The sequence below is a fragment of the Amycolatopsis circi genome, assembly GCF_003385235.1.
Lineage (GTDB): Bacteria > Actinomycetota > Actinomycetes > Mycobacteriales > Pseudonocardiaceae > Amycolatopsis > Amycolatopsis circi.
Genome location: NZ_PQIA01000013.1, coordinates 149,348 through 161,507, shown reverse-complemented (window position 1 = coordinate 161,507; position 12,160 = coordinate 149,348). Strand labels below are relative to the sequence as shown.

The 12,160-nt window shown below is 67.1% G+C and carries 12 protein-coding genes; 4 read left to right on the top strand and 8 right to left on the bottom strand.

Translation table 11 applies throughout. From position 1 onward, the window contains the following. Nucleotides 1-249: 249 nt before the first annotated feature. From D0D37_RS07410 to D0D37_RS07385, 6 genes are all read right to left on the bottom strand, one after another. Entirely contained in the window at nt 250-1,194 is a 945-nt protein-coding gene (locus D0D37_RS07410; RefSeq protein ID WP_116199769.1) for an AraC-like ligand-binding domain-containing protein, read from the bottom strand. A gap of 103 nt (nt 1,195-1,297) precedes the next feature. Beyond that, a complete protein-coding gene (hpaD, locus tag D0D37_RS07405; RefSeq protein ID WP_116199768.1) occupies nt 1,298-2,350 on the bottom strand; it encodes a 3,4-dihydroxyphenylacetate 2,3-dioxygenase in 1,053 nt (350 codons plus the stop codon). Then, nucleotides 2,347-3,855 (bottom strand): 5-carboxymethyl-2-hydroxymuconate semialdehyde dehydrogenase, encoded by a 1,509-nt coding sequence (gene hpaE, locus D0D37_RS07400; protein WP_116199767.1) that lies wholly within the window; start codon nt 3,853-3,855, stop codon nt 2,347-2,349. The genes hpaD and hpaE overlap by 4 nt, the downstream gene beginning before the upstream one ends. Before the next feature lie 2 nt (nt 3,856-3,857). Next, the gene (dapA, locus tag D0D37_RS07395; RefSeq protein WP_116199766.1) at nt 3,858-4,802 is read right to left on the bottom strand and encodes a 4-hydroxy-tetrahydrodipicolinate synthase; all 945 of its coding nucleotides are present in this window, start codon (nt 4,800-4,802) and stop codon (nt 3,858-3,860) included. 15 nt (nt 4,803-4,817) lie between these two features. Continuing rightward, nucleotides 4,818-5,492, bottom strand: coding sequence for a GntR family transcriptional regulator (locus tag D0D37_RS07390; protein ID WP_037817800.1), 675 nt, complete (start codon nt 5,490-5,492; stop codon nt 4,818-4,820). Further along, nucleotides 5,480-6,925, bottom strand: a complete 1,446-nt coding sequence (locus D0D37_RS07385) for a fumarylacetoacetate hydrolase family protein (RefSeq protein WP_116199765.1) — start codon at nt 6,923-6,925, stop codon at nt 5,480-5,482. Before D0D37_RS07385 ends, D0D37_RS07390 begins: the two co-directional genes overlap by 13 nt. 245 nt (nt 6,926-7,170) lie before the next feature. Between D0D37_RS07385 and D0D37_RS07380 the strand changes: the two genes are divergently transcribed. The 4 genes from D0D37_RS07380 to D0D37_RS07365 all read left to right on the top strand — a co-directional run bounded on the left by D0D37_RS07380 (nt 7,171) and on the right by D0D37_RS07365 (nt 10,180). Further along, a complete protein-coding gene (locus D0D37_RS07380) occupies nt 7,171-7,848 on the top strand; it encodes an SAV_915 family protein (protein ID WP_116199764.1) in 678 nt (225 codons plus the stop codon). A 2-nt stretch (nt 7,849-7,850) separates the two neighbouring features. Further along, nucleotides 7,851-8,198, top strand: coding sequence for a hypothetical protein (locus D0D37_RS07375; protein WP_116199763.1), 348 nt, complete (start codon nt 7,851-7,853; stop codon nt 8,196-8,198). 13 nt (nt 8,199-8,211) lie between these two features. Continuing rightward, complete coding sequence (locus D0D37_RS07370; protein WP_116199762.1) at nt 8,212-9,447, top strand: hypothetical protein; 1,236 nt, start codon at nt 8,212-8,214, stop codon at nt 9,445-9,447. Nucleotides 9,448-9,697: 250 nt separating this feature from the next. Beyond that, a complete protein-coding gene (locus D0D37_RS07365; protein ID WP_162834113.1) occupies nt 9,698-10,180 on the top strand; it encodes a hypothetical protein in 483 nt (160 codons plus the stop codon). Nucleotides 10,181-10,338: 158 nt separating this feature from the next. On the opposite strand, the gene D0D37_RS07360 is transcribed toward D0D37_RS07365, so the two are convergent. Together D0D37_RS07360 and D0D37_RS07355 are read right to left on the bottom strand one after the other, a co-directional pair. Further along, nucleotides 10,339-11,406, bottom strand: a complete 1,068-nt coding sequence (locus D0D37_RS07360) for a DmpA family aminopeptidase (protein WP_116199760.1) — start codon at nt 11,404-11,406, stop codon at nt 10,339-10,341. Beyond that, complete coding sequence (locus D0D37_RS07355) at nt 11,403-12,014, bottom strand: TetR/AcrR family transcriptional regulator (RefSeq protein ID WP_116199759.1); 612 nt, start codon at nt 12,012-12,014, stop codon at nt 11,403-11,405. Before D0D37_RS07355 ends, D0D37_RS07360 begins: the two co-directional genes overlap by 4 nt. Nucleotides 12,015-12,160: the final 146 nt, after the last annotated feature.

The following is a 12,160-nucleotide window of genomic DNA, read 5'->3' as shown; positions in this document are numbered from 1 at the left end:
GTGGTGAGGGAGGAGAGGTAGAGAAGTGGGAGGGGTGTGTGTGGTTTGGAAAGACGAAGAGGGCAGAAGAGAGAAGGCGGGGTCTGGGGGGATCGGAGATGTGGATAAGAGGCAGGCGGGCGGGCGGGCACCCAAGCGGGCGTGCGGGGGCGGGCGGGTGCGTGGGGTGCCGGGCTGAGGCGGCGCATCGTGCGCCGTCGGGGTAGTGGTCTCGTGAGTGCCTATGCCGGTTCTAACCGGGATCGCCACTCACGAGACTTGCGCACGCAACTCACTAGGCGACTGCGCGAACGCCGCCCGAAAAACCCGCGAGAAATGCGCCGCGTCCACAAACCCCCACCGCGCCGCGATTGCCGCAACCGGACGCGCCGCCAGCAACGGATCCCGCAGATCCCGGCGGCAATGCTCCAGCCGCCGCTGCCGAATCCACCCAGCCACCGTCGTCCCCTGCTCCTGGAACAACCCATGCAGATGCCGCGTCGAGATGTAATGCTCCGCGGCGATCTGCGCGGGACCAAGATCAGAACGAGACAGATTCGCGTCGATATAACTGCGGATCCGCCGCATCAGATCGTGGTGCGGGTCGGCCGCCGTGCGGTCCAGGTCGAGTTCCGTGGCCAGCATCGTGGTCAGCAGGTCGACCGCGTTGTGCGCCAGCCGCACCCCCACCGGGCTCGTCAGCACGTCCAGATTCCCGCCCAGCTGCGCGAGGAACGGCACCACCACGTTCCCGACCCCGGAGCGTCCGGACATCCGCACCGCGGTGAGCTGACCAACCAGATCCCGTGGAAGGTCAACCTGCTGTTGCGGGAACATCAGCACCAGCGTCCGGAAATTCTCTTCGAACACGAGCGAATACGGACGGTTCGTGTCGTACAGCGCGACGTCGCCGGGCCGCAGCACTGCCTCGCGGCCGTCCTGGGTGAGGATTCCGGTGCCGGCCAGCATGACGCTCAGCTTGTAGCACGGCCGGTCCGCGCGGGCGATGAGTTCCGGCGTGCGCTCGACCGCGTGCGGCGACGCGGTGATCTCGGTGAGCGCGATTTCTCCCGCCTCGTGCGTGCGCAGCCTGCCGTGGAACCGGTCGCGGTGCTCGGTGCTCACCTGCAGCGGCACGAACGATCGCAGGACAGCGGACCGGAACTCCGTGAAGTCCTGCGCGACCGTGGTCGGCGTCTGCAAGATTGCCGTCATCATGTCACCTCTCCGTCGAAGTGCCGGTACCGCTGCGTGTCCGTGAAGGGCTCCTTGAGGGAATCAGAGTCCCTCAAGGAGCCCTTCACGGACGGGTCGCACCTTAGACTTGTTCGCCCAGTTTGAAACCCTGTTCGGCGCCGTCGGCGCGGGTGTAGGAGAACCCGTCCGCCCCGATGGTCACGTCCATTTCCTTCGTTTCGGTGCGCTCCTCGACGGGCTGGAGCTTCCCGTCGAGGTCGAGCACCCGCGAGGCCTCGGTGTACCAGCTCGGCACCACCGGATTGCCCCACCAGTCGCGGCGCTGGTTGTCGTGCACGTCCCAGCTGATCACCGGGTTGTCCGGGTCGCCGGTGTAATAGTCGTGGGTGTAGATCTCGATCCGGTGCCCGTCCGGGTCACGCACGTACAAATAGAACGCGTTCGACACGCCGTGCCGGCCCGGGCCGCGCTCGATCTGGTCCGATTTCCGCACCGCGCCGAGGTGGTCGCAGATGTGCAGGATCTGGTGCCGCTCGTGCGTCGCGAACGCGATGTGGTGCAGGCGCGGGCCCGCGCCACCGGTGAGCGCGACGTCGTGCACGGTCGGTTTGCGGAACATCCACGCCGCGTACACGGTGCCCTCGTCGTCCACGATGTCTTCCGACACCCGGAAGCCGAGGCCCTCGTAGTACTTCCGCGCGGCCGGGACGTCCGGCGTGTTCACGTTGAAGTGGTCCAGTCGCGACAACGCGCCCGGACCATGCACGTCGTAGCGCTGGGTGAAACGCTCGACGTGCTCGGCCTCGTAGAAGAACTCGATCGGGAAGCCGAGCGGGTCCAGCACGCGCACCGCTTCGCCGATGCCACGCGTCGTGCCCGCCGGGATGCGGCGCACCTGCACGCCGAGTTCCCGGTAGTACGCCTCAGCAACGTCGAGTTCGGCTTCGCTGCGTACGCGGTACGCGAGCACGGCCAGCGCCGGCTCCGCACCCTTGCGCAGGATCAGCGAGTGGTGCAGGTATTCCTCGAACGCGCGCAGGTAGATCGCTTCGTCGTCCTCGTGGGTCACGACGAGACCGAGAACGTCCACATAGAACTCTCGCGACGCTTTCAGGTCGCTGACAACGAGTTCCGCGTAGGCGCAACGGATGACGTCCGGCGGGGTCGTGGTCATGCCTTGTCCTTCCCGGCCCCGAAGCGCGCCGTGTGCACGTCGCCGAGCGTGATGTGCACGGCCTGCTGTTCGGTGTAGAAGTCGATCGAGCGGTAGCCGCCTTCGTGGCCGAGGCCGGACGCCTTGACCCCGCCGAACGGCGTGCGCAGGTCGCGCACGTTGTGCGAGTTCAGCCAGACCATGCCGGCGTCGATGCTCTGCGCGAAGTTGTGCGCGCGGGTGAGGTCAGCGGTCCAGACGTAGGCGGCCAGGCCGTACTTGACGCTGTTGGCCAGCTCCAGCGCTTCCTCGTCGGTGTCGAACGGCGTAATCGCCACGACCGGGCCGAAAATCTCCTCCTGGAAGATCCGCGCGTCCGGCTTCACGTCGGCGAACACCGTCGGGGCCACGTAGTTCCCGGTTTCGAGACCTTCCGGACGGCCGCCGCCGGCGAGCAGTTTCCCTTCTGTCTTGCCGATTTCGACGTAGCTCATCACCTTGTCGAAGTGCTCCGGGTGAACCAGCGCGCCGACCTCGGTGGCCGGGTCGTGCGGGTTGCCGACCACGATGTTGCGGGCGCGCTCGGCGTACCGGGTGCAGAACTCCTCGTAAATCGGGCGCTCGACGAGGATCCGGCTGCCCGCCGTGCAGCGTTCGCCGTTGAGCGAGAATACGCCGAACAGCGTGGAGTCCAGCGCCGCTTCGAAGTCCGCGTCGGCGAACACGACGGCCGGGGACTTGCCGCCCAGTTCCATCGACATGCCCTTGAGCCCGGGCGCGCAGTTGCGGAAGATCGTTTCGCCGGTGGTGGTTTCGCCGGTGAACGAGATCAGCCGGACGTCCGGGTGCTTGACCAGCGCGTCGCCCGCTTCCTCGCCGAGGCCGTTGACGAGGTTGAAAACCCCGTCCGGCACGCCGGCCTCGCGGAAGATGTCCGCCCACAGGCTCGCCGACAGCGGCGTGAACTCCGCGGGCTTCAGCACCACGGTGCAGCCGGACGCCAGCGCCGGCGCGAGCTTCCAGCTCTCCAGCATGAACGGCGTGTTCCACGGCGTGATCAGCCCGGCGACGCCGACCGGCTTGCGGTTGACGTAGTTGACCTGGCGGCCGGGCACCTTGTAGGTGTCGTCGGCCTGCGCGACGATCAGGTCGGCGAAGAAGCGGAAGTTCTCCGCCGCGCGCTGCGCCTGGCCGAGCGCCTGCTTGATCGGGAGGCCGGTGTCGAAGGTTTCCAGCTCGGCCAGCCGGGCGTCGCGGCTCTCGACGAGATCGGCGATCTTGTTGAGGATCCGGGCGCGCTGGCGCGGCAGCATTTTCGGCCACGGACCGTGGTCGAAGGCTTCCTTCGCCGCGGCGACGGCGAGGTCGACGTCCTCGGCCTTGCCCGCCGAAGCCGTCAGGTACGGCTTGTTCGTGACCGGGTCGAGCACCTCGAAGGTCTCGCCCGAGACGCTGTCGGCCGGCGCTCCGCCGATGTAGTGGCGGATGTGCTCCGGCAGGTTCTCCGGAACGTAGTGCGCGGTCATGGTCACTTTCCTTCCACGGTGAAGCCGTCGACGGGCGAGAGGTACTGCTCGCCCTGGCGCATCAGTTCGGTGATCCGGGCGATGCCCGGTTCGGTCGGGGTGATCAGCGGCGGGCGCACGAAGCCCGAGCGGATGAGCCCGCGCTGCTCCAGCACCCACTTGCCCGGCGCCGGGTTGGTCTCGACGAACAGCAGGTCGACCAGCGGGTGCAGGCCGTAGTGGATCTCGCGGGCGCGGTCGAAGTCGCCCTCGGTCCACGCGCGGTACATCTCGGCGCTGGCGGCCGGGGCGATGTTGGCCGTGGCGCTCACGAAACCGTTGCCGCCGAGGGAAAGCAGCGGCAGGCACAGCAGTTCGATGCCCGACCAGACGAGCAATTCCTTGCCGCACAAGTGAAGTACGCGGGAGAAGTGCTCGAAGTCCTTGGTGGTCTCCTTGATCCCGACGAAGTTGTCGAAATCGCGGAACAGCCGCGCGACCGTCTCCGGGGCGAGGTCGACCGACGTCCGGCTCGGCACGTTGTAGGCGACGATCGGCAGGTCCGGGAATTCCTTCGCGACCGTGGCGTACCAGCTGTAGAGCGCTTCCTGGGTGGGGCGCGCGTAGTACGGGGTGATGATCAGCGCCGCGTCGATGCCCGCGTCGCGCGCCTCGGAGGTCAGCTCCAGCGTCTCGTCGAGCTTCGCCGAACCGGTGCCGGGCATGAACGGCACCTTGTCGCCCACCGCCTTGGCGACCGTGCGGATCGTCTCCGCGCGCTCGGCCACCGTCATCGCGCCGGGTTCGCCGGTCGAGCCGCCGATCGAAACGCCGTGCGAACCGGACGCGATCTGCCAGTTGACCAGGTTGGCCAGGCTCTCGTGGTCGACCTCTCCAGTGTCGAGGAACGGGGTCATCAGCGGCGCGATCGAGCCGGTGATGGCGTTCGGGGTACTGCGGAACCTCATGGGGTGGGGTCCTTCCTAGGGAGCTTCGGCGGGCGGGGCGGCCCGCCGGTCGAGGTAGGCGTCGAGGGTGGCGGTGCGGTGCCGGCGCGCGGCCAGCTCGAGTTCGAGCGGGTCGGCGTTCTGCTCGATCAGCACCAGCAGTTGTTCGTGTTCCTTGACCGATTCGTGCGCGCGGCCCGGGACGAAGCTGAACGTCGAATCGCGCAGCGAGGCCAGCCGATGCCAGCCGCGGTGCACGAGGTCGAGCACGTGCGGGTTCGGGCACGGTTCGAAAAGGACTGAATGGAACTCTTGGTTCAGCTCGGTGAACCGGTGCGGCTCGAAGTTCTCCAGCGACAGCCGCATCTGCTCGTTGACCGCGCGCGCCCGTTCGATGTCCTCAGTGGACAGTTTCGGCGCGGACAGCGAAGTGGCGAAACCTTCCACCAGGGCAAGGGTTTGCATGGTGTGCTCGTACGCGGTCTCGTCGACCATCACCACCTGCGCGCCGACGTTCCGCTCGAACGTGACCAGCCCTTCGGCTTCGAGCAGCCGGATCGCTTCGCGCACCGGGACGACGCTGACGTCCAGTTCCTTGGCGATTTGCCCCAGCACCAAGCGATAGCCAGGACCGAAAGTCCGGTCGGCGATCCGGTCCTTGATCCAGCGGTACGCGCGCTGGGATTTGCTCTCGCCGGCTACGGGCGCCACTGGGCGTACCTGGCCTTCCAGTGCTCGTTCATCGGATAGAGGCCGTCGACGCTTTCGCCGTTCGCGACCTGCTCCGCGATGAACGTTTCCTGGCGTTCCTGTTCGATGGCCGCGTCCGCGATTTTTTCCACCAGGTGCGGCGGAATCACGAGGATACCGTCGGAATCGCCGACGATCACGTCGCCCGGCTGAACTGTTGCTCCGCCGCAAGCGATGGTGATGTCGACGTCCCAGGGAACGTGGCGGCGACCGAGCACCGCCGGGTGCGGACCGGAGTGGTAGGTCGGGATGTCCAGCGCCGCCACCGCCGCCAGGTCGCGAACGCCGCCGTCGGTGACGATTCCCGCTGCTCCGCGGACCTGCGCGCGGAGAGCGAGGATGTCGCCGATCGTGCCGGTTCCCTTTTCGCCGCGGGCTTCCATGACCAGGACGTCGCCGGGGTTGAGCGAGTCGATGGCGCGTTTCTGGGCGTTGAAGCCGCCGCCGTGGGATTTGAAGAGGTCCTCGCGGAAGGGGACGTAGCGGAGAGTCCTCGCGCGGCCGATGAGTTTCGTGTCCGGACGGGTGGAGCCGAGGCCGTCGATGGAGACGTGGTTGTAGCCGTTCTTGCGCAGCTGGGCGGAAAGGGTCGCCGTGCCTACGCTGGTGAGCTTGGTCTTGAGTTCCTCGGTGAGCACGAATTCCGCTGGGAGTCCTGCGGATTCCCTGTCGCCGTAAGCCTGCTCGCGCTGGTTGTCGTCGATTTTGGGCTGAGCGCTGAACTTCGGGAGCGGCGTGGTGCCCTCCGTGACCGGCGTGACCAGGCGGCCGGTGGTCAGGTCGCCGTGGCTGACCTCGACTTCGACGGTGTCGCCCGGCTTCACGACGGACGATCCGGCCGGCGTCCCGGTGAGGATGACGTCGCCGGGTTCGAGGGTGCTCAGCTGGGAGAGGTCGGCGACGAGGGTGCCGAAGTCGAAGATGAGGTCCTCGGTGGTGTCGTCCTGGACGAGTTCGCCGTTTACCCAGGTGCGCACGCGGAGGTTCCGGGGATCGACCTCCGCGGCGGGAATCGTGGCCGGGCCGAGGGGAGTGAAGCCGTCGCCGCCCTTGGAACGGAGGTTGGAACCGCCGTCCGCGTGCCGCAGATCGTATACGCCGAAGTCGTTGGCGGCGGTGATGCTCTCGACGTGGTCCCAGCCTTGGTCAGGGGTGACGTGGCGGGCCTGCTTGCCGATGATGAGCGCGATCTCGCCCTCGAAGGCGAGGAGTTCGGTGCCCGCCGGACGCTCGATGGGGGTGCCGGAGGCGCTGATCGAGGTGGTGGGCTTGACGAAGTACGAGGGCTTCGCCGGGGTCCTCCCGCGTTGCTTCGCGCGGGACGGGTAGTTCAAATGAAGCGCGATGACCTTGCCCGGCCGCTCCGGCGGGGTGGTGCTCGATGCGGGACTCATGGGGGTTGACCTGCCCGGATGTCGTCGGGAGAGGAAGATATCTCAAAAGATATACGATCCTGGCGGGTCGGGCAAGGGGTCAGTGCGGGCACTGCGAGGTGACATCTGCGGGCATGTCGCGGCACATATCCGCTGGTCGCGTGCGTCTATCGGACGATGGCTGTTTTGGTCCTGCTGACAATTCCCTGGTTTCGCCACTACAGTGACTGCTCGACCACGCACTGTCGCTGGTGCAGGGGGTAGGGATGGCGGGTCACTCCGACGCGTCCAACGTTGTCCAGGCGCTCGTACGTCTCGACGACGTGCCGGAGCGGTTGCCGGATCTGGTGTTCGTACTGGTCACTTCCGGAGCAGCGGATCAACCGGGCGAGCTTGAGGTCCGTCGTACCGAGAGGAACGAGTTCGCGGTCGCGGCGTATTCGTCGCTTGACCGGCTGGTCGATGCCTGCGGGAGCGGACAGCCGTGGACGCAGGTCGCCCGGGACCGGCTGCTCGAAGCATGCCGTGAGCTGGGAATCGGCATCGTGGTCTTCGACGCCGTTCTCGACCTCGCGCCGCGGTACCCGGAGGTCGACGGCCGAGAACAGTCTCCGCTGGAGCGAGCCGAGCCTTTAGCTGAACCGGACGGCCGGTTCTACGTGCCCTCCCGTCCGGTCCGGGCCGGTCAGCAGGTGGTGGAACTAGAACTGCAGCCGGTTCGCGCTGGTCGGCCGATGCTGCTGGCCTACACCTCGCCAGAGCTGCTGGCCGCGGGATGCGGACCGTTTCAACCCTGGGTCGCGGTCAACGGCGATGACCTCGAAGCCGTCGCGGACGAGGCGGGAGCGCACGGGGTATTGCTCAATCCCGTGCTCGCGGAGGAGTCCCGGCATGCCGCACCCGTGCACGACTGGACATCTCGGTCAGTGATCGGAGGGGAATAGGCATGTCCGCGCCCTATGGGGACACGACCGGCTACAGCTTCACCGAGGGAGCGCTCGACGGCATCGTCGGCCGGCTCCGCGAGGGCGAGAAGGTTCTCGACGATGTCACCTCGAAGGTCGTGCGCGGAGTCGACGCGGGCGCGTCATCCGCGATCGTAGGTACTGTGCTGGACGACCTGGTGAAAATGGGCGTCGGCGCGGCTGGCGCGGCCGGTGGCGCGGCGGAGAAGGTGCACGCTGCCAGCGGTGCCTACGACGACATCGAAAACACCCACGCCGGGCAGCTCAAGCTCAACGACCGACACGCCGACGATCCTGATACGCAGCGGGAAACACACGTCCACGGCTGAAGGGGAAGTCAGCATGGGACAGGCGCTCAACACCACCGTGAACGGCTCGTCCGGCACCTGCGTTGCCGCCGCCGACTGGCTGCGCACCGTCGCCGAGGCAGGGCATCGCGCCGCGGGCAATGTCCGCGCCGCACGCAGCGCTGCCGAGGCGGGCTGGCACGGACCTTCGAGCCAGGCGTTCCAAGAGTCGATCGCCAACATCGACGTCGCCGCGGACGACATGGCCAGGTGGGCGGAGACCGCCGAGCGCGGCCTCCGCGAGTTCGCGGCGTCGCTGGACGCGGTGACCGCTCGAATGAACGACGCTCTCGCCCACGCGCACGCAGGAGGACTACGGGTCGACGGCCCGTTCATCGTCGAGCCCGACCCGATCCCCGTGAACAAACCGGGCACTCCGGTCGAAGTGTGCACCGCAGGCGGCGCGACCCGGGCGGTCGGCACCTACCAAGGCGACATCAAGCAGTACAACACCCTCGTCTTCCAGTACAACGGCAAAGTCGCCGCATACAACGAGTGCAAGGCGATCGTCGACGCCGCTCGCACCACCGAAGGGAACGCGCACCGGGCGCTCCAACATGCGCTCCAGCCGCCGTCAGGTCGGCTCGACATCGACGCCTACGTGGTAGGCACCACCACCATCGCGCGGGTCAACGGCTACATCAGTTCGTTCGAAAACCCGCGTAAGGAAGCGCTTCTCAACGCGCAGCGGTCCGCGGCCAGCGCCCAGTTCTTTGACGACTGGGCCCACGGCACGCGCGTCAGCCTGACAGCGCTCAACAAGGAGGACCTGGCGTGGGCCGCCGGCAAAGCCCGGGACAACAAGGCTGCGTACGAGACTCGGGCGCGGCAGTTTCAGCAGTACGTCGACAAGGTCCCGGAGAAAGTCCGCGATTGGATCGCGAAGTATCCCGGAAAAGACAGTGTTCATGTTCTCCCGGAAGAAGCGAGTCTGGGCTTGAGGACCGGACAGAAGCTCCTCAAAGGAATGCCTTACGTCGGCAGTGCCCTGACTGTGGTGAACGAGTCGATTGGAGCGGCTAGCGGCGAACAGTCCTGGGGCAAAGCTGTCGCGGACTCCGGCGGGCTGATAGTCGGAGGCGCGGCGGGTGCGGCTCTAGCGAGCGCGGGTGCTGGTGCCGTCTTCGGTTCCCCGCTGGGGCCGGTCGGGTCTTTCGTCGCCGGCACGGCCGGCGGAATCGCAGGTGCTATCGGCGGTCAAGCTGTCGCCGACTGGCTCGTGCCGAAATAAGCAGGAAGTCGCATTCATGACAGACGCATCTACTCCAGACGGTGCCGGTGGATCGGCCGGTCTTCCTCCGCGGCCGGACCCGCGGACCGGTGAACCGTTTCCGCCGCACGGCCTCAGCTACTTCGGAGGAGAGCGGCAGCCGCGTTACGCCGACCCAACCCGGGAGAATCGTCCCTCCTTCCGGCCGGATCCCCCTCCCGGCAAGGGACCTGCGCTGGCCTGGCATCGAGAGAGCCGAAGCGGGAAGGTCATGGGTGCTGTCGTAGGTCTGGCATTGATGCTGGTGTTGGTGGCAGGTGTCTCCCTGGTTCGCGGCATGGGCTTGAGCGCGTTCAAGTACTGGCAGCTTTGGGTCGTCATCGCGGTATTCACGTTCCTGACGACCAGCCCGTTCACGTATTTGACCTACGCGGCGGGCGCCGACTGGCTGCTGGTGGAACGCTCGAGGTGGGGCATGAAGAAACGAGTCTGGCTGGACCTGTACTACCTGACCAAGATCGACGCGTCCTACGGGGGAACAACCTTCCATCTCTGGCTTTACAACAAAGACGGCGGATTTTCCCGCAGCTCGCACGAGTTGCAACTGGATCGACGAATCTGGGACCTCGTGTACAACGGCATCCTGCACTCGGTGGCGAACGGGGCCCAGGTCAGCAACCAAGCGATCGGCATCTTGCGGCTGGGTGAAACGCCAGCGTTGAAGATGAGGGACGCGGAGCGTCGCGACCGGTAGCTGGTGGGTTGGCCTCGTGAGTGCCCATCCCGGTTAGAACCGCGACAGGCACTCACGAGGCTTTCTCGGCGGGGGCGGGTCTGTAGTGCGGAAGCCCCGGCTCGCCCGGGCGCGGCGCGTGGTCAGCCAAGCGCCCGGGCGAGCCCGCCGCGCCTGCTCTAGGCTCCCCAGCGCGCCAAGGGAAGCGCCGGGACCCGGTGCCCCCGATGCCCGACCATCTCCTCGTTGGCCACCAGCGCATTCAGCACCGCCTCCTCGACCGCCTGCACCACGGCCTCGAAGAACGGGTCGATCGCACCCCACGGAATGAACCGCATGCTCTCGTAAGGCTCATCGTCCGGCCGGGGGAAGTGGCTGGTCAAAGCGCCCGCGTTAGCCGTGCTGAAAGCCAGGAACAGGTCACCCGAGAAGTGCGACCCGGTGGTCCCGGTGCGAGCCAACCCCAGCGGCACTCGGCGGGCCAGCGCGGTGCACTGCCCAGGCAACAGCGGCGCATCAGTCCCGATCACGACGATCACCGACCCCGCGCCCGCCGGAGCGAGCCAGTTCGTGTCGGCCATCGGGTTGTCGTCAAGAAGCTCGGCGCCTAGGTGCGACCCGGCCACAGTGAGTTCCGGGCGGCTCCCGAAGTTCGCCTGCACCAGGGCCCCGACCGTATAACTGTCCGAACCATGAGCGACAACCCGCGATGAAGTCCCGGTACCGCCCTTGAACCCGTAGCAGGTCATCCCGGTGCCGCCGCCTACGGAACCCTCGGCGATAGGGCCGGAGGCAGCCGCATCGATGGCGGCGACGGCGTGGTCGGTCCGGATGGTCGGGGCGTTGACGTCGTTGAGGTACCCGTCCCACGTCTCCGCGACAACCGGCAGCAGCCACTCCGCCGCGGCGTCCGGGCGTTCCCGCACTACCCAGTCGATCGTGCCCCGATGGCACTGTCCGACGGAGTGGGTGCTGGTGATCAGGACCGGCAGGGTCAGCGAGCCGGTCTCGGCCAGCCAGGCGCGGCCGGTCATTTCTCCGTTGCCGTTCAACGAAAAAGTGCCTGCGGAGCAAGGCACATCGAACCGGGAACGGCCGCGCGGCAGGATCGCGGTGACCCCGGTCCGCACCGAATCTCCGTCGATCAGGGTGGTGTATCCGACCTCGACGCCTGGGATATCAGTGATCGCGTTGTGCGGGCCGGGCTTGCCGCCGAGGGCGAGTCCTAGGTCGCGGGCGCGGGTCATGCGGGGTCCTCCAGGGAGCATCGGGTCGAAACGCGGGCGTAGGACAGCACTGCCGCCTCGGCGACGGATCGGTCGAGCGGCGGCACTGCCTGAGTCAGGTGCAGTCCGTACCCGTCTTCGAGGGTGACGAGGTTGCGGGCGATGGTGACCGGGTCGTCGGTCAGGTCGAAAATCCCGGTCGCGGCACCGGCTTCCAGGATTCCGACATATCCGCGGACCTGGCGTTCGTACAACGCGATGTGCCGTGCGGCGTACGCCGGTTCGCGGCGGGCGATGGTGCCCAGTTCGTAGAGCAGCACGCACAGTTCGTCGTTCTTGCCGTTCGGCAGTCCGCTGCGGATCATCGCGCGCATCCGGGCTCGCGGGTCGGCCTCGGCGGCCACCGCGGCTTCGCGCGCGACGCAGAAGCGTTCGACGGCCTCCTGCTGCACGTCTTCGAGCAGGTCGCTCAGGGAAGGGTAGTAGTACAACAGGGAACCCGGCGACATGCCGGCGTGGTCCGCGACGTCGCGCAGCTTCAGGTTCAGCACGCCGCGTTCGACGACCGTGTGCCGCGCCGCGGCCACCAGTTCCGCCCGCCGCTCGGGGGCCTTGCTCGGTCTTGCCATGCCTTGATTCTTTGAACAAATCTCGAAAAACGCAACCCCCGGACGGATCGAGACCTGCTGAACCCTTGACGTGACGGGCGCGAGGGCCTTAGCTGAACGCCCGGCTGGTTATTTGAGTTCCATTCAAACAACGTACTTGAGCAACG